Below are 17,373 nucleotides of genomic sequence, written 5' to 3'. Positions count from 1 at the left end.
ACTTCTAACCAAGGTTTTCCAACAACTAACAACTGATTGTCTAATCAAGGAGTTCTCGATTGCACTCAAACTGACATTTTATTTCTGACATCTGACATCTGAGTGCCAATTATTTAAAAAAAGAATCCATCCCTGGAATATTGGGCATACCTTCCTTCGCAACAGCGGCCAATTCAGTTTCATTTACTTGGGTTGCCTTTTCTATAGCCTTGTTCAAGGTCAACACTAGGTAATCTTCAAGCTGTTCCTTGTCCTGTAAAAGGGTGTCGTCCACTGATATTGACTTAATCTCTCTATTGGCAGTAATGGTAACCTTCAACAATCCATCCGACGAACTTTCATCAATAAGAACAGTGCTCAAACGCTGCTTAGTGGCTTTTACTTTTTCTTGGGTTTCCTTAATTTTACCCATCATTCCCATAATATCTCCGAACATAATCTTGAGTTTGGTTCAAAATAGAACGCAAAAGTAATAATTTGGTCAAAATCTAGCCCAATGAAGTACCTTCTCTCCAACAGTATTTTTTTGATATTATGCCTTATTTTTGCAGGCTCTTGCAAGAATTCTAAAGAAAAACAAATGAGTATTATCCCTCCTACAGCTAAAAAGAAGCCTACCAAACTTGAAAAACATGGGGATGTTAGGACAGATGATTACTATTGGATGAACGACAGGGAGGATCAGGAGGTTTTAGACTATTTGAATGCTGAAAATGAGTACTATGGCAAAATGACTTCCCACACCAAGGAATTTCAAAAAGCGCTCTTTCAAGAAATGAAATCCCGGATAAAAGAGGACGATACTTCTGTTCCCTATAAATACAACGGATTTTGGTACATCACCAAATACGAGACAGGCCAAGAGTATCCCATTTATTTGCGAAGAAAAGGAAGTATGGAAGCCGCAGACCAGCTCATGTTCGATTGTAACCAGATGGCCAAGGACCATGAATTCTTTAATTTAAGAGGTATTTCCATTAGTCCAGACAATACTTTGGCCTCTTTTGCTACAGACACGGTTTCTAGAAGGCAGTATACCATCCAGGTAAAGAATTTAGAGACTGGCGAGATTTATGATGATAAGGTGGAAAATACAACTGGAAGCTCCGTTTGGGGTAATGATGGAAAGACCTTGTTCTATGCAAAAAAAGACCCGGTAACCTTACGTTCCGATAAGATTTACAGGCATACTTTGGGTACCAGCGAAGCCCAGGATGTACTGATTTTTCATGAAAAAGACTCGACCTTCAATACTTTTGTGTATAAAACCAAATCCAAGAAATATCTTGTAATAGGCTCCGTGAGTACACTGACATCCGAGTACCGTATTTTGGATGCCGATAATCCCGAAGGTGATTTTAAGGTGTTTTCCCCAAGGGAAAGAGGGGTGGAGTATTCAATTTCCCATTACAACGGTAATTTTTATGTACTCACCAACAAAGATTCCGCCACCAATTTCAAATTGATGAAGTCAACCGATGAAAAAACTGGGTCTGAGTTCTGGCAGGAGTTTATTCCACATCGAAAAGATGTTCTTTTGGAGGATGTGGACATTTTTAAGGACTACTATGTCCTTTCCGAACGTGAAAATGGTTTGAACAGACTCAAAATTGTACGGTGGGATGGTTCTGATCGCTATTACTTACCCTTTGATAGTGAAACCTATGTGGCCGGAACGTCAGTTAATCTTGATTTTGACGCCCAAGAGCTTCGGTATTTCTATAATGAGATGGGTGCTCCGTATGCGATCATAGATTTTAATATGGCGAACAAGACCAAGAAGATACTTAAAGAACAAGAGGTTTTGGGCGGCAAATTTAATAAGTCGAACTACAGAACTGAACGCCTTTGGGCCATAGCCAGAGATGGAGTAAAAGTGCCTATTTCATTGGTATATCATAAAAATGTGAAATTTGATGGAACCAGCCCTTTACTGCAATATGCTTATGGTTCATACGGAAGTACCATTGACCCCTATTTTTCCTCGGTACGATTGAGTCTGTTGGATAGAGGCTTTATCTATGCCATTGCGCATGTACGTGGAGGCGAATATTTAGGAAGGTCATGGTATGAAGATGGAAAGCTTTTCCAAAAGAAAAACACTTTTACCGATTTTGTTGATTGTTCCAAATTCCTGATTAAAGAAAAATATACATCTCCAGAGCATTTATATGCCAGTGGGGGCTCGGCTGGCGGACTTTTGATGGGTGCGGTGGTGAACATGGCACCTGATCTATATAAGGGGGTGATAGCTTCTGTTCCTTTTGTGGATGTGGTCACAACAATGTTGGATTCGTCCATACCCTTAACAACTGGAGAGTATGATGAATGGGGCAATCCCAACGAAAAGGAGTACTACTTATATATGAAATCGTATTCACCTTATGACAATGTAGAATCCAAAAGTTACCCAAATATGTATGTTTCAACAGGTTTGCATGATTCCCAGGTACAATATTGGGAACCTGCTAAATGGGTGGCAAAACTTCGAGAGTTCAAGACCGATGACAACCTACTGTTTTTGGACACCAATATGGATGCAGGTCATGGCGGAGCTTCTGGTCGATTTGAATCATTGAAGGAAACTGCGAAAGAGTACACTTTTATCCTTGATTTGGAGGGAAAAACGCCTTAAAATAAAAAATACTATTTTTGTCCCTGATAAATTGGAAAGAAGTTTCTAATTTATCCCTTACCTAAACCCAGTTATGAAAAAACAGATAAATGCGCATAGCAATATTCTTGATTTAATTGGAAACACTCCCTTAGTTAAACTTAACAAAATTGCAGAGCCCCTTACCGGAAATTTTTATGCCAAGGTTGAAGCTTTTAACCCAGGACATTCCTCAAAGGACAGGATTGCTGTTTATATAATAGAAGAAGCCGAGCGCAAAGGAATACTTAAACCTGGAAGTACTATTATTGAAACTACTTCAGGAAATACAGGCTTTAGCTTAGCCATGGTAAGTATCGTAAAAGGATACAAATGTATTTTGGCCGTCAGTTCAAAATCATCTCCAGATAAGATAGACATGTTGCGTTCAATGGGTGCTAAAGTTTATGTGTGCCCAGCACACGTAAGCGCAGATGACCCAAGATCTTATTATGAAGTGGCAAAGCGTTTGCACAAAGAAACCAAGGATTCCATATATATCAATCAGTACTTTAACGAGTTAAATATAGAGGCACACTACCATACTACTGGTCCTGAGATTTGGAATCAGACCAATGGAGCCATTACGCATTTGGTAGCTTGCAGTGGTACTGGAGGAACTATTTCGGGTATTGCTCGGTATTTAAAAGAGCAAAACCCTGAGATTAAGGTATTGGGCGTTGATGCCTATGGTTCAGTGCTTAAAAAATATCACGAGACCGGCGAATTTGACCATAATGAGGTATATCCGTACAGAATCGAAGGGTTGGGCAAAAACTTGATTCCTGATGCTACCGATTTCAATAGTATAGATCGTTATATTAAGGTTACAGATGGTGAAAGTGCCCATATGGCCAGAAAGGTTGCCCATACAGAAGGTATGTTCATAGGTTATACCAGCGGTGCCGCTATGCAGGCGTTGTTCCAATTAAATACTGAAGGGGAGTTTTCGGAAGATAGCAATGTCGTAGTGATTTTCCCAGACCATGGGTCTAGATATATGAGCAAGGTTTACAGCAACGAATGGATGGAAAACCAAGGATTTTTTGATATCCAGAACGCTGAAGCTCCAGAAAAAATAGAGTACATTAAGTAAACAACTAACTCTCTTTATATAGAAGAACGACAGTGGTTTTCATTGTCGTTCTTTTTTATATAAGGATATTAGTTATGCAGGCTAGTCAAAAATATATACTTTTGCATTTCAATCAAATTTAAGGTAGATGAGAGATTTATTTGATAGAATCATTGAGAACAAAGGACCTCTGGGAAAATGGGCATCACAAGCTGAAGGATATTTTGTATTCCCGAAGTTGGAAGGACCTATCTCTAACAGGATGAAATTCCAAGGAAAGGATGTCATTACGTGGAGTATCAATGATTACTTAGGATTGGGAAATCTACCTGAAATCAAAAAAGTTGATGGAGACGCAGCACATGAACATGGAGCTGCCTATCCAATGGGAGCTCGTATGATGAGTGGTCACACAGATTACCACGAACAATTGGAGCAAGAATTGGCTGCTTTTGTAAATAAAGAGGCCTCTTACTTATTGAATTTTGGTTATCAAGGATTTATGTCGGTAATAGACGCCTTGGTATCAAAAGATGATATTATCGTGTATGATGTGGATTGTCACGCATGTATTATTGATGGGGTTCGTTTGCATATGGGTAAACGCTTCACTTTCAAACATAATGATGCCGAGAGTTTGGAAAAAAACTTGGAAAGAGCCACAAAACTAGCGTCAGAAACCGGCGGTGGAATTTTAGTAATTTCTGAAGGAGTTTTCGGAATGCGTGGTGAGCAAGGTATCTTAAAGGAAATTGTTGCTCTAAAACAAAAATATAAATTCAGATTGCTTGTAGATGATGCCCATGGCTTTGGAACTTTGGGAAAAACGGGAGCAGGAGCAGGCGAGGAGCAAGGTGTTCAGGATGACATCGATGTATATTTGGCAACCTTTGCAAAATCCATGGCCGGAATTGGAGCTTTTGTTGCTGCTGATCAAGAAATCATTGAATACTTAAAATATAACCTAAGGTCCCAGATGTTTGCAAAATCCTTGCCCATGATTTATGTGAAGGGTGCGCTAAAACGTTTGGATATGTTGCGTTCGATGCCAGAACTTAAAGCAAAGCTTTGGGAGAATGTCAACGCGCTTCAAAATGGACTTAAAGAACGTGGTTTTGATATAGGTACTACTTCAAGCTGTGTTACTCCCGTGTATTTAAATGGAAGTATTCCAGAAGCAATGGCTTTGGTAAAAGACCTTCGTGAAAATTATGGCATTTTCTGCTCTATCGTAGTGTACCCTGTAATACCAAAAGGGTTGATTTTATTGCGTTTGATTCCAACAGCCACGCACACCATGCAGGATATTGCAGAAACTTTGGATGCATTCTCAGGAATTCGCGAGCGACTTCAAAACGGAACATACAAAAGATTATCCGCTGCGGTTGCTGCCGCTATGGGCGAGTAGTTTTACTCCGATGTTTTATCAACTTAAATCTTTGCGATAGGTTCTGCGCCTTTTGTGGGTAACTGGATCAAAGTGTTTCCACATTTGACGAATGGCGGTATTTTCTTCCAATTCAGGGGTACGAATACAATTGACAATTCCTTTCTCCGTAAAGGTATTGTGATATTCATTAAAAATAATGGCAGTCACACCCTTGTTCTGAAAATCAGGACGGATTCCAATCAAATAAAAAATCACATCCTTACTTTGTTTCTTGGCCTTCAGTAAGTGGAAAACTCCAAATGGGAACAATTTGCCCTTCGCCTTTTGAAGTGCTTTGGAAAAAGAAGGCATTACGATGGCAAAAGCTACCAACTCATCATTGGAATCCACCACAAATTTGATGTATTCCGGATTTATAAAACTGATGTACTTCTTTTTAAAATATTCTTTTTGTACATCGGTAATCTTTACGAACGAAGAAAGCACGGAATAGGAATCATTGAACAAATCGAACATCTTATCCACCCAAGGCATGATTTCATTACTGTTCGTAAAGTTCATCTCCCGAAGTCCATATCTTTTTTTGATGAGTAGATTTGCCTTGTGGAATAATTTTGGGTCTGCTTTGGCAGCCAAAAACTTGTTTTCCAAATATTCTTTTTCCTTTACAAATCCGTGATGCTCATAATGCGATTGGTAATAAGGGTGATTATACCAAGTGATCATGGTACCAATGTGGTCAAAACCTTCAATAAGCACGCCTACTTTATCCAAGTTTGAAAAACCAACGGGTCCTTCCATAAATTCAAGGTTGTTGGACTTTCCAATTTCGGTTACTTTGTCTAAAAGTGCTTTGGAAACCTCAAGGTCATCCGCAAAATCGAACCAACCAAAACGCATTTTCTTTAACTGCTGCTCATTTACCTCTAGCCAATTAATAATGGCCGCAATGCGTCCAACTAGCTTACCATCTTTATAGGCCAAAAAGAATTTAGCCTCTGCATTCTTAAAAACAGGATTCTTGTTGGGGTCAAAAGACTCCATCTCATCATTTATAATAGGTGGGACCCAATAAGAGGATCCTTTATAAAGAGTGAACGGGAATTTTACGAACTTTTTTAAATCAGCTTTGGATGCTACCTGCTTTACGGAGACCATACATTTTATTTTGCAAGGTCAATATTAGGAATATTATCAGCAGAAGAAAAATGATACCGCTAAAACTTAAAAATCGAGTTTATCCTTTCTTTTTTTATTCTTCTTTTTTCGATTTTTTTTGACATCTTTTTTGCGGATTTTTCCATTTTGACCTGACTTTTGCTCGTCAATGGGTTTTAGTGTATCCTTATGAAAGTCTAAACGATAGGAGAATCCAAGTACTGCAAAAAGACGTGAAGGTGAGTTTTGAAAGCCGGAACCCATATGAATGTCGGCTTGAAAATTCTCATTAATCAAATACGCCACCCCGGTGCGAAGCAGAATATCTTTGTAGCGGTCACTTTTTATACCCTGATTTTCGATAAAGACACTCCATTTGGGGTCTCTAAAGGCATGGGTAATCGAAACGGCATAACTCAACTCAGGAAAATCGGTTCCAATTCTGTCGTAAGCAAAATTTGAGATCAACACAAACCTTGGTGAAAGGCGACTCTGTGTTGCAATAGCGCCCCTATAGGAAATATTAGGATCCCCAGGATAAAATGGATTGTCTCCTAAGGTAAAAGTCGCTCCTCCATAAACGGAAACTGCCGGAATCAGGTTTTTCCATTGAAAAACATTGTTTGCCCGCCAGCTATACAAATTGGGTTTATTGTTTTCCGGGTTTTTAAATGGATCAAATACCAAAAACTTTAGACCTAATCTGTTTCTTGAAAAATCTGTTCTTTTTTCAGATGCCCCCGTGCTGACAAAGGTTAAATCTTGGGATATAAAAGACCCTTCCCAATTGATTTCGAGAGATTCAAAAAGTAATCCATAGCGTAATGAAACATCTGTGCCCAAAATATTGGAGTCTGTTCCCAATGTAGCATTGTCTTGTTGTTCGTAAACAAGTCCCATTTCGGCCTGAACAACATTTTTACCCACAGCATAGGCACTTACAGCCCTTCCTGGCCTATTGGAGTTAATAACATCGGTGTATTGTGCACTCAACAAAAAGGGCATTGCACAAACAAATAATGGGGCTTTTTTAAAAAAGGACAGATCCATATAACTGATTTTAATACTATTTTAAGATACTTTCAATTGAATTAAGGGACTAACAGTGTAATTTTGATTCAATAGTTATTGTTACATGGTTTTACTACAAACGATATTAGTAGTCATATTAGTATACTACGCAGTTAAATTGCTGGCAAAATGGCTAGCACCCAAACTGCTGAATTATGCTGTAAAGAAAACCCAACAACGCTTTGGGGAACAGTTTGGCAACTATCAGGACTTTGGCAACAAGGCTGCGGAAGGAGAAACCACCATTTCAAAAAAGCCTTTTAGAAAATCCAATCCTTCAAAAAAAGTTGGAGAATATATAGATTTTGAAGAAATTGACTAATATTTGTCTTTTCAAAATCAGTCCATGAAACTTTCCCTAAAAGCTATTATCACCAATGTTTGTGTAATTGCTTTCTTTATTGTAGCCTCACTGCTATACTTTTATCCCGTACTTCAGGGCAAGGCCATTTTTCAATCTGACATAGCCCAGTATAAGGGGATGGCAAAAGAACGCAATGACTACAAGGAACTCACTGGGGAAGAATCGTATTGGACCAATGGCGCTTTTGGAGGGATGCCAACCTATCAGCTGGGCGCCAATTATCCTCATGATTACGTCAAGAAATTGGATCGTTTGATTCGATTTTTACCGAGACCTGCGGATTATCTTTTTCTTTATTTCATTGGTTTCTATATCCTGATGTTATGCCTTAAAGTAGAATATCGCTTGGCTATCTTAGGATCGTTGGCTTTTGGTTTTTCCACATATCTCATTATTATTTTAGGTGTTGGGCACAATGCCAAGGCCCATGCTCTGGGGTATATCCCAATGGTTTTGGGTGGAATAATATTGGTTTTTAGAAAAAAATATTTGTTGGGCTTTATTTTGACGGCGCTGGCCATGGCCTTGGAAATCAGTGCCAATCACTACCAAATGACCTATTATTTTATGCTTTTGGTACTGGTCTTGGGATTGGTTCGCCTTATCTATGCTATAAAGAATAAGGAATTGAAGCACTTTTTTGTCTCTGTTGGCATTTTGATTTTGGCAGTTGTACTTTCCATTGCAACCAATGCAACGGGACTTTTAGCAACAAAACAATATGCGGATTGGAGTACCCGAGGAAAATCAGAATTGACCATAAATCCTGATGGAAGCGCGAAAGCAGCCCAAACCGGGCTGGACAGGGATTACATTACCCAATATAGTTATGGGATAGGCGAGTCGTTAAACTTATTTTCGCCCCGTTTGTTTGGAGGTACCGCCAATGAAGATTTGGGAAAAGATTCTAAGGTGTACGAATACCTTACGGGACAAGGACTTTCCCCCTCAAAAGCTTTGGAATTATCAAGCGGGTTACCATTATATTGGGGAAAACAGCCTATTGTAGCAGCACCTGCTTATGTAGGGGCGGTAGTTGTCTTCTTATTTATTTTGGGTATGTTTCTGGTAGATGGTCGACGCAAATGGTGGTTGCTTTTTGGTACCATTTTAGCATTGTTGCTTTCATGGGGCAAAAACTTCCCAGCTCTCACCAATTTTATGATAGATTACTTCCCATTGTATAATAAGTTCAGGGCGGTTTCTTCAATTCAAGTGGTATTGGAGCTTTGTTTGCCGGTTTTGGGAATTCTTGGTGTACGGGAACTTTTTAAAAAGAAACTTAAATCAGAAGTAAAGTTGAGAGCACTGAAGCTTAGCTTCTTTATAACCCTTGGTCTTGGCGTTTTTATCTTTTTAATCAAAGGATTTTTTGATTTTGAGGGACTGAACGATGAGTTTTATCGTACCCGTGGATATGGTGATGAATTGATGTCCCTGATTCAGCGAGACCGTGAAGCCGTTTATATAAGCGATACTATTCGCTCATTGATTTATGTGGCTTTGGCAGCTACCGCTTTGTGGTTTTTTATCAAAGATAAAATTGGAAAAAACCTGATAGTGATTGTATTGGGTGGATTGATATTGTTCGATTTGGTTGGCGTGGATATGCGATATGTAAACAAAGATGATTTTGTTCGTCAACGAAATGTAAATACTCCGTTTCAGGCTAGTCAAGTGGATCAATTGATTCAGCAGGATGATTCTATTTATAGGGTTTTTGACCCACAGGAAGGACTTAACGGCGCAAGAACTTCTTATTTTCATAAATCTATCGGAGGATACCACGCAGCGAAGCCTAGACAATTGCAAGATTTGTTCGAACATCATCTGTATCAAAACAACCTGGAAGTACTCAATATGCTTAATGCTAAGTATATCATTCAACAAGATGAGGATGGCGCAAGTTTTCCCGCTGTTAACGATGGTGCTAATGGCAATGCATGGTTTGTAGAAGATCTTATCCCCGTTTCATCTGCGAATGAAGCTATACAAGCGCTTAAAGGATTCAATTCCAAATTCGAGGCCGTCGTCGATACCAAAACCTATCCTACAATTACCAAACTTAGTTATGAGGTGGATTCTTTAGCTTCAATCAATTTGATTGATTATAGGCCTAATACTCTGAAGTACGAATCAAAGAATAGTAATGCTGGGTTTGCTGTATTCTCGGAAATGCACTATCCCTTTGGCTGGCAGGCATTTTTAGATGGAAAAGCTGTTCCGCATTATAGGGTAAATTACGCTTTACGAGGTATGAAGGTTCCGGCCGGAAGTCATGAGATTGAATTCAAGTTTGAACCCGAAATTGTCGCAACAGGAAGTCAAATTGCTTTTGGAAGCAGTATTTTACTTGGATTGATTATTCTTGGAGGAGTTGCCTATTCGTTTCGACCTAAAAAAGAGAAAGAGGAATAATGCGCAAGGTCTTGATCATAGCGTATTATTGGCCTCCCGCAGGAGGGCCAGGGGTACAACGATGGCTGAAATTTGTTAAATATCTTCCTGATTTTGGTATCGAACCGATTGTTTATGTTCCTGAAAACCCGACATATCCCATCATAGACAAGAATTTGGTGACTGAAGTGCCAAGCGGACTATCCATTTTAAAGCAACCTATCAAAGAACCTTATTTCTGGGCGAATTTGCTTTCTAAAAAGAAAACCAAAACCATTAGCTCGGGAATTATTCAAGAAAAGAATCCATCATTATTGGAAAAGGCTATGCTTTGGGTTCGGGGAAACTTTTTTATACCTGATGCACGTAGATCATGGGTTAAGCCATCCATAAAATTTCTTTCCAAAATCATAGAAGAGCATGGAATAGAGACCATAATCACGACTGGCCCGCCACATAGCATACATCTTATCGGATTGGGATTAAAAGATAAATTTTCTCTTGAGTGGATTACTGATTTTCGTGATCCTTGGACATCCATAGGGTATCACAAAAAATTACGATTGACCCGAGCAGCCCATAAAAAACATAAGACCCTTGAGAAAAAAGTGCTGAATTCGGCGGATAAAATCGTGGTAACCAGTAATACAACCAAAAAAGAGTTTGAAAGCTTGACCCAAAAACCCATAAAAACCATAACCAACGGTTTTGAAGGTGTAACCCCCATGAATACTTTAGATGCATCGTTCACGATTTCCCATATCGGGTCGTTGCTCACTGGAAGAAATCCAATTGTTTTATGGGAAGCACTCAAAGAATTATGTGAAGAAAACAACTTATTCAAGAATAAACTGAAAATTCAATTGGCCGGGGTCGTAGGAGAAGAGGTTATGGATTCTCTACGTGAAAATGAATTGGAGCAGCAGGTAATAAATTTGGGTTACCTATCCCACGATAAGGTTTTAGAAGTGCAACAAAAATCCCAAGTGCTATTATTGTTGGAAATTGATTCGGAAGAAACCAAAGGAATCATTCCAGGAAAACTGTTTGAATATCTCAATGCCAAAAGGCCAGTTCTTTCCATAGGGCCGGAAGGGTGGGAGGCAGGAGAGATGGTAGTGTCGACCAACGCAGGAGTTTTTTATGGTAAAGCGCAGAAAGAGGAACTAAAAACTGTACTTTTAGACTGGTTTGGTGCATTTCAAAAAGGCGAATTGCTATGTGATTCCAAAGGAATTGGGCAATATCACCGTAGGGAGCTCACAAACCAACTGGCAAATTTCATTCAATGGGAATCGTCTTAAAACAATCCTTCAAAAATACCATAGTAACGTTTATCGGGTTTGTATTTGGAGCAGTAAATACACTGTTTCTATACACCAATATTCTTGAACCAAGATATTACGGGTTGGTCACATTTATTTTGGCTACCGGTGCTATTTTGATGCCTATTTTGGCATCAGGCGCTCATAATGCTTTGGTAAAATATTATAGTGGTCAGGCTGAGGAATCGAAGAATGGTTTTTTAACACTAATTGTACTTTCTCCGTTATTGGTCATATTACCATTGACTTTTGCTCTATGGCTTTTTTATGACACTATTGGTAGTTTTTTGTCCATTAAAAATGAATTGGTCAAAGATTACCTATGGTATTTGTTTTTAGTCGGATTGGCCATGGCCTACTTTGAAGTATTCTATGCATGGAGCAAGGTTCACCTAAAATCTGTTTTCGGGAATTTCCTTAAAGAGGTCTTTGCTAGGGTTTGTGTTTCCATTTTATTGGTTTTGTTGTACTTGAATATCATTACGTTGGATTCTTTTTTAAAAGGAATTGTTGGAATATACTTGTTACGAACACTTCTTATGAAGTTATACGCCTATAGTTTACGGAGGCCTGTTTTGGATTTTAAGTTTCCGAAAGAAGCAAAGGCTATTATTGGATACGGCCTATTAATGGTTATAGGGGGTTCTGTTGCTCTCATACTTTTAGAAATTGATAAATTCATGATCAACCAGTTCAAGGCGTTAGAAAATGTGGCATTTTATGGGGTTGCTACTTATATAGCCACCAGTATTATTGTTCCCGCCCGAGCCATGAACCAAATTACCTATCCCTTGACCGCAAATTATTTAAATGAAAACAATTTTTTTGAGCTTGAAAGTTTGTATAAGAAAACCTCACTTACCTCCTTTATTGCTGCAGGACTATTGTTTGTATTGATTGTTTTAAATATAAACGATTTGTTCCTGATGCTTCCTGAAGAATATCGAGGAGGATTTAATATTGTCGCTTTGATAGGTATGGCCAAAGTACTTGACTCTCTCATGGGGAACGTTAATGCTATTTTATATTACTCAGAATATTACAAATGGGTATTGGTCCTGGGAGCGTGCTTTGCGGTTGTCACTATATTGTTCAATCTGTGGTTGATTCCTTTGTACGGTATTGAGGGAGCCGCATTGGCTAGTTTTATGGCCATTTTTATGTTCAATCTTTCCAAATTGATTTTTGTCAAACTGAAGTTTGGGTTTTTGCCATTTTCAAAGGCGACATTCAAAGTGTTGGCAACCTTGCTTTTTATGGGAGTTCTGTTTTATCAGCTTCAGTTTCCATTTCATCCAATTTTAAACATAGCATTAAAATCTGCTTTGATTGCTGCAATGTACTTGGGCATTTTGTACCGTTTTGACATATCGGAAGATGTTTCGGGAGTATTGTCTAAATGGTTGAGAAGAAGGGAGGAATAGTATTTTCTTATACAAGTTCGTCCAATAGGTCAAAAAAAGAACCCCGTAGCGGATAAATCCAACCACGGGGTAAACAACTAACCAACCTAAAAACTATCTTTATTGCACTCGTCTGGTACTTCTTGAACGCGTACCTGTGGTGCTACTTCTTCTATAATTTGTGTTTCCAGAATTTCGCTTAACCGTAGTTTTTGTACTTCTGGTAACTGTTCTCTTTGGCGCACTACTTCTACTTACAACCGAACGACTTGAACCGCTCCTTGCCTGTGGCTTTCTATGTGTTGTAGTACTCCTTGTAACCGTTCGGCTTCTTGGAGTAGTAGTTACTTCACGTTTTGTTATTGTTCTACTGTTTGGCTTTCGAGTTACCTGTCTTTGTGTGACCGTTCTACCATTATTGCTTCGTGATACCGAATTACCTTTTCTATAATTACCTTGCCTAATAGTTGTTCCATTCGACTTTCTATTAGCCTGTCTTTGAGCCGTAACTCTGTTGCTGCTATTACTTCTGGAAACGGTATTGCCTCTTCGATAATCGCTTTGCTTCGAGGTTCTACTAACACCAGAGCTTCTTCTTGCACTGTTGTTGGAACGACTTACAGCATTTCCTTTTCTGTAATCATAATTGGTGTTTCCAATACTTCTGTTACTTCTTCCGTAGTCAGCACCATTTCTTCTGATATGGGTTACTCTTTTATCGTTTCTGTAAATGTTATCCCTTCTATAATGTCTATCATTTCTATATGTTCTACCGATAGAGGCATAAGCTCTTCTGTGATTATACCTATAAGGTCTATAGTAAGTATATCTAACAGGGTTATAATATCTTCTGTAAGGTCTGTAATACACGTTACAGTAGTTCACAGCAGGTCGTGCAAAATACCTATGGAATGGTCTGTACACATAATGTCTGTTATATATGTTAATGAAGCCGGTACAGTGACTAAAAACACCTCCATTATAAAACACATTAAGTCCTCCAACTCTACGCACACGACCATTTCGATACCAAACGTCAACGTTTCCAATTTGGGAAACGCGGCCGTAGTAGTCATAATAAATAGGAATGTTCTCTACTTGAACTACGGCACCATAGTCATCATACTGAACAAAGGGGTTATAATTATATCCTGAATTGAAAGTAATACCAACGTTACCGATTCGAGCTCCTACACCCACATTAACCTGGTTATCGATATAAAAATCGAACTCTCCATCCGGGTATACTGAAAAAGTCACTCCATTTTCAACAAAGATGAATGAGTTGCCGTATCGATAATTACTTGTAATAAACGTCTTATCTTCTTTGCTGGCCGCTGAAGCGTTTGGAACTCCAAGCAAGACCGCTGCTATAATGAGTACTAACTTTTTCATACTATCCGATTTTAAATTCTGAATGCAACTATTTACATTCCGAAATGTAGATACCAAACAGCGTGCCAAAAAAAGCTATCGATTTGTAACTATCTGAATATTAGAGCTATAAATTTTGTATTTTTAATTGGAGATATGAGCCCATAATTATATGGGGTGTTTGTCCTCTAAAAAAGGCATTCAGATTTTTTCTGTTAGGTATTTAGCCGTGAACGAAGCTTTGTTTTGAACAATTTCTTCTGGAGTTCCTTCTGCAACTAAGTGACCACCGTTTTCTCCCCCTTCTGGTCCTAGGTCAATAATGTAATCGGCACATTTGATGAGTTCAATATTGTGTTCAATTACAATCACGGAATGTCCTTTTGCAATCAATTCATCGAAGGATTTCAATAACTTTTTGATATCATGGAAATGCAAACCTGTTGTGGGTTCGTCAAAAATGAACAATGCTTTTTCTTTTGTATTGCCCTTGACTAAGAAAGAAGCTAATTTTATACGTTGCGCCTCACCACCAGAAAGGGTTGAAGATGATTGCCCCAAGGTAACATAGCCCAGACCTACATCTTGCAAGGGCTGCAACTTGGTTACTATCTTATTTTGATCGTAGCTTTTGAAATGTTGAATAGCCTCATCTATAGTTAGATTTAGGATGTCATCTATATTTTTACCTTCAAATTGTACTTCAAGGATTTCTTTTTTGAAACGCTTTCCATGGCAGACATCACATTCTAAGTGTACATCAGCCATAAATTGCATTTCTACTGTGATTTCTCCTTCGCCCTTGCATTTTTCACAACGTCCTCCGTCTACATTAAAAGAGAAGTGTTTGGCCTGATAACCCCGGAGTTTACTCAATTTTTGGGAAGCGAACAAAGCTCTAATGTCATCGTAAGCCTTGATGTAGGTCACAGGATTAGAACGTGACGAACGACCTATTGGGTTCTGATCTACAAACTCAATATGTTTTATATGCGAATATTTACCCTCCAATTTACTGAACTGACCAGCCTTTTCTCCATAACCACCTATCTCTTTTAATATGGAAGGATATAAAATTTTCCGAACCAGAGTACTTTTTCCGCTACCAGATACACCGGTAACAACGGTGAGCATGTTTAATGGAAAGGTGACGTTGATATTTTTAAGGTTATTTTCTCTAGCACCTATAATTTGGATATAATTTTTGGAGTTTCTGCGCTCCGTAGGAACTTCAATCTCCTTTGTCCCGTTTAAATAATCGGCAGTTAACGAGTTAGCCTTTAAAATACTGTCCAAGCTCCCTGTAGCGACAACTTCACCACCCAAAGTACCGGCCTCGGGTCCAATATCGATGACTTCATCTGCCGCTTTCATAATATCTTCATCGTGTTCCACCACAATTACAGTGTTGCCCAAATCCCTCAATGACAATAATACTTCGATTAGATTTTCGGTATCTTTTGGATGAAGTCCAATACTGGGTTCATCCAAAATGTACATGGAGCCGACCAAACTACTTCCTAATGACGTCGCCAAATTGATGCGTTGACTTTCCCCTCCTGAAAGTGTATTTGATTTACGGTTCAATGTTAAATAACTAAGTCCAACCTTGCTTAAAAAGCCCAAACGAGTGGTGATTTCTTTCAGCAGTCTGTTGGCGATAGTGCTATCGTGTTCTGAAAGCTGCAGCTCTTCAAAAAAAGGAACTAACTTTTTGATGGGCAGCTCAATTAAATCAGAAATGGAATGTCCCCCCACTTTTACATAATCTGCTTCTTTTCGTAATCGTTTGCCCTTGCAAACGGAACATTTGGTCTTTCCGCGATAACGGGAAAGCATTACCCTATTCTGAATTTTATAGCTTTTCTCTTCCAATTGCTGAAAAAAGGCATGTATTCCAGTAAAGTGCTCGTTGCCGTCCCACACAAGTTGCTTTTGTTCTTCGGTCAACTCAAACCAAGACTTGTGTATAGGGAAATCGAACTTGTAGGCAGAATTTACCAATTGATCGCGGTACCAACCCATGCTTTCTCCCCTCCAAGGAAATACAGCATTCTCAAAGACCGATAAAGCCGTGTTGGGAATCACCAAATCTTCATCAATTCCAATAACATCACCATAACCTTCGCATTTGGAGCATGCACCGTAAGGGTTGTTAAAACTGAATAGATGCACATTGGGTTCTAAAAACTTTAAACCATCAAGTTCAAACTGATTACTAAAGGTTTTGACTTCACCATTTTCTAAATTTTCAATACCGCATTGACCTTTTCCTTCAAAAAAGGCATTGTCAACTGCATTCGCCAAGCGATTGTAGAAGTCTTCATCCTCTTTAATAATGACCCTATCTACCACTAGGTCGAACTTTCTGCCAATATCACTTGGAACACTATCAATTCGTATAACCTCCCCTTTATATTTGATACGAGCGTAACCTTGTTTTGAAAATAATTCCAGGGATTTTATCGGATCACGGTCCTCCTTTATAGTTATGGGTGCTAGCAACAGCAATTTTGAGCCCAGCGGAAGTGACTTGATATAATTGATAACATCGGTAACCGTGTTTTTTTTGACCTCGTTACCTGAAATTGGGGAAATCGTCTTCCCTATGCGCGCATAGAGTAATTTAAGGTAGTCGTAGATTTCGGTGGTTGTTCCAACTGTAGATCTTGGATTGGTAGAGTTTACTTTTTGTTCTATGGCAATAGCAGGGGCTATACCTTTTATATAGTCTACTTTGGGTTTGTCCAACTTTCCCAAAAATTGCCTTGCATATGAAGAAAGACTCTCCACATAACGTCTCTGACCTTCAGCATACAAGGTATCAAAAGCAAGACTTGACTTTCCCGAGCCAGAAAGCCCTGTGATGACCACCAGTTTATTCCTGGGAATAATAACATCGATATTTTTAAGGTTATGCAGTTTGGCACCTTTTATGATAATATTTTTTTTAGGATCTATATTTTGAATCGCGGACATTTGTTAAAATTAGGGACCCAAAGATACAATACCCCATACTTAATACGTATATTGTATCAGTTAACATCTAAAAATGCCCAACTCACAACATAGTTTTTAAACGGGCATGCTGTTTTTCTATATTTGATGTGTAATTAAAAAACTGATAGGCCTATACAGAAATAATTACTTTTTTAAAATTAAT

The 17,373-nt window shown here is 38.7% G+C and carries 12 protein-coding genes; 7 read left to right on the top strand and 5 right to left on the bottom strand.

The window, feature by feature from the left end:
• Window positions 1-109 precede the first annotated feature (109 nt).
• A complete protein-coding gene (locus tag E4661_RS02895; protein ID WP_136465314.1) occupies window positions 110-436 on the bottom strand; it encodes a YbaB/EbfC family nucleoid-associated protein in 327 nt (108 codons plus the stop codon).
• A gap of 60 nt (window positions 437-496) precedes the next feature.
• Between E4661_RS02895 and E4661_RS02890 the strand changes: the two genes are divergently transcribed.
• The 3 genes from E4661_RS02890 to E4661_RS02880 all read left to right on the top strand — a co-directional run bounded on the left by E4661_RS02890 (window position 497) and on the right by E4661_RS02880 (window position 5,136).
• Window positions 497-2,635: a S9 family peptidase gene (locus tag E4661_RS02890; protein WP_136465313.1), complete on the top strand. Its 2,139-nt coding sequence runs from the start codon at window positions 497-499 to the stop codon at window positions 2,633-2,635.
• 73 nt (window positions 2,636-2,708) lie between these two features.
• On the top strand, window positions 2,709-3,749 hold the full coding sequence (locus E4661_RS02885; RefSeq protein ID WP_136465312.1) for a cysteate synthase: 1,041 nt from the start codon (window positions 2,709-2,711) through the stop codon (window positions 3,747-3,749).
• Between the two features lie 127 nt (window positions 3,750-3,876).
• The gene (locus E4661_RS02880) at window positions 3,877-5,136 is read left to right on the top strand and encodes a cysteate-C-fatty acyltransferase (protein WP_136465311.1); all 1,260 of its coding nucleotides are present in this window, start codon (window positions 3,877-3,879) and stop codon (window positions 5,134-5,136) included.
• Between the two features lie 18 nt (window positions 5,137-5,154).
• Here the strand turns inward: E4661_RS02880 and E4661_RS02875 are convergent, their stop codons facing one another.
• Together E4661_RS02875 and E4661_RS02870 are read right to left on the bottom strand one after the other, a co-directional pair.
• Window positions 5,155-6,276, bottom strand: coding sequence for a GTP cyclohydrolase (locus tag E4661_RS02875; protein WP_136465310.1), 1,122 nt, complete (start codon window positions 6,274-6,276; stop codon window positions 5,155-5,157).
• 66 nt (window positions 6,277-6,342) lie between these two features.
• Window positions 6,343-7,326 (bottom strand): transporter, encoded by a 984-nt coding sequence (locus E4661_RS02870; RefSeq protein ID WP_136465309.1) that lies wholly within the window; start codon window positions 7,324-7,326, stop codon window positions 6,343-6,345.
• 85 nt (window positions 7,327-7,411) lie between these two features.
• Between E4661_RS02870 and E4661_RS02865 the strand changes: the two genes are divergently transcribed.
• Genes E4661_RS02865 through E4661_RS02850 form a run of 4 tightly spaced genes read left to right on the top strand, consistent with a single transcriptional unit; the run spans window position 7,412 to window position 12,857 of the window.
• Window positions 7,412-7,669, top strand: coding sequence for a DUF4834 family protein (locus tag E4661_RS02865; protein ID WP_136465308.1), 258 nt, complete (start codon window positions 7,412-7,414; stop codon window positions 7,667-7,669).
• A 24-nt stretch (window positions 7,670-7,693) separates the two neighbouring features.
• The gene (locus E4661_RS02860) at window positions 7,694-10,129 is read left to right on the top strand and encodes a YfhO family protein (RefSeq protein ID WP_136465307.1); all 2,436 of its coding nucleotides are present in this window, start codon (window positions 7,694-7,696) and stop codon (window positions 10,127-10,129) included.
• Complete coding sequence (locus E4661_RS02855) at window positions 10,129-11,412, top strand: glycosyltransferase family 4 protein (protein ID WP_136465306.1); 1,284 nt, start codon at window positions 10,129-10,131, stop codon at window positions 11,410-11,412. Before E4661_RS02860 ends, E4661_RS02855 begins: the two co-directional genes overlap by 1 nt.
• On the top strand, window positions 11,397-12,857 hold the full coding sequence (locus E4661_RS02850; protein ID WP_136465305.1) for a lipopolysaccharide biosynthesis protein: 1,461 nt from the start codon (window positions 11,397-11,399) through the stop codon (window positions 12,855-12,857). The genes E4661_RS02855 and E4661_RS02850 overlap by 16 nt, the downstream gene beginning before the upstream one ends.
• 99 nt (window positions 12,858-12,956) lie before the next feature.
• Here the strand turns inward: E4661_RS02850 and E4661_RS02845 are convergent, their stop codons facing one another.
• On the bottom strand, window positions 12,957-14,231 hold the full coding sequence (locus E4661_RS02845; RefSeq protein ID WP_136465304.1) for a hypothetical protein: 1,275 nt from the start codon (window positions 14,229-14,231) through the stop codon (window positions 12,957-12,959).
• A gap of 180 nt (window positions 14,232-14,411) precedes the next feature.
• Entirely contained in the window at window positions 14,412-17,189 is a 2,778-nt protein-coding gene (gene uvrA / locus E4661_RS02840; protein WP_136465303.1) for an excinuclease ABC subunit UvrA, read from the bottom strand.
• Window positions 17,190-17,373 lie beyond the last annotated feature (184 nt).

It is taken from the genome of Flagellimonas onchidii (assembly GCF_004804315.1).
Taxonomy (GTDB): Bacteria; Bacteroidota; Bacteroidia; order Flavobacteriales; family Flavobacteriaceae; genus Flagellimonas; species Flagellimonas onchidii.
This window is presented reverse-complemented; position numbering and strand designations above follow the sequence as displayed.

Excerpts from the sequence above, each read along its gene's own strand:
- E4661_RS02895 (WP_136465314.1), bottom strand. The coding sequence starts at position 436 with ATGTTCGGAGATATTATGGGAATGATGGGTAAAATTAAGGAAACCCAA.
- E4661_RS02890 (WP_136465313.1), top strand. The coding sequence starts at position 497 with ATGAAGTACCTTCTCTCCAACAGTATTTTTTTGATATTATGCCTTATT.
- E4661_RS02885 (WP_136465312.1), top strand. The coding sequence starts at position 2,709 with ATGAAAAAACAGATAAATGCGCATAGCAATATTCTTGATTTAATTGGA.
- E4661_RS02880 (WP_136465311.1), top strand. The coding sequence starts at position 3,877 with ATGAGAGATTTATTTGATAGAATCATTGAGAACAAAGGACCTCTGGGA.
- E4661_RS02875 (WP_136465310.1), bottom strand. The coding sequence starts at position 6,276 with ATGGTCTCCGTAAAGCAGGTAGCATCCAAAGCTGATTTAAAAAAGTTC.
- E4661_RS02870 (WP_136465309.1), bottom strand. The coding sequence starts at position 7,326 with ATGGATCTGTCCTTTTTTAAAAAAGCCCCATTATTTGTTTGTGCAATG.
- E4661_RS02865 (WP_136465308.1), top strand. The coding sequence starts at position 7,412 with ATGGTTTTACTACAAACGATATTAGTAGTCATATTAGTATACTACGCA.
- E4661_RS02860 (WP_136465307.1), top strand. The coding sequence starts at position 7,694 with ATGAAACTTTCCCTAAAAGCTATTATCACCAATGTTTGTGTAATTGCT.
- E4661_RS02855 (WP_136465306.1), top strand. The coding sequence starts at position 10,129 with ATGCGCAAGGTCTTGATCATAGCGTATTATTGGCCTCCCGCAGGAGGG.
- E4661_RS02850 (WP_136465305.1), top strand. The coding sequence starts at position 11,397 with ATGGGAATCGTCTTAAAACAATCCTTCAAAAATACCATAGTAACGTTT.
- E4661_RS02845 (WP_136465304.1), bottom strand. The coding sequence starts at position 14,231 with ATGAAAAAGTTAGTACTCATTATAGCAGCGGTCTTGCTTGGAGTTCCA.
- uvrA (WP_136465303.1), bottom strand. The coding sequence starts at position 17,189 with ATGTCCGCGATTCAAAATATAGATCCTAAAAAAAATATTATCATAAAA.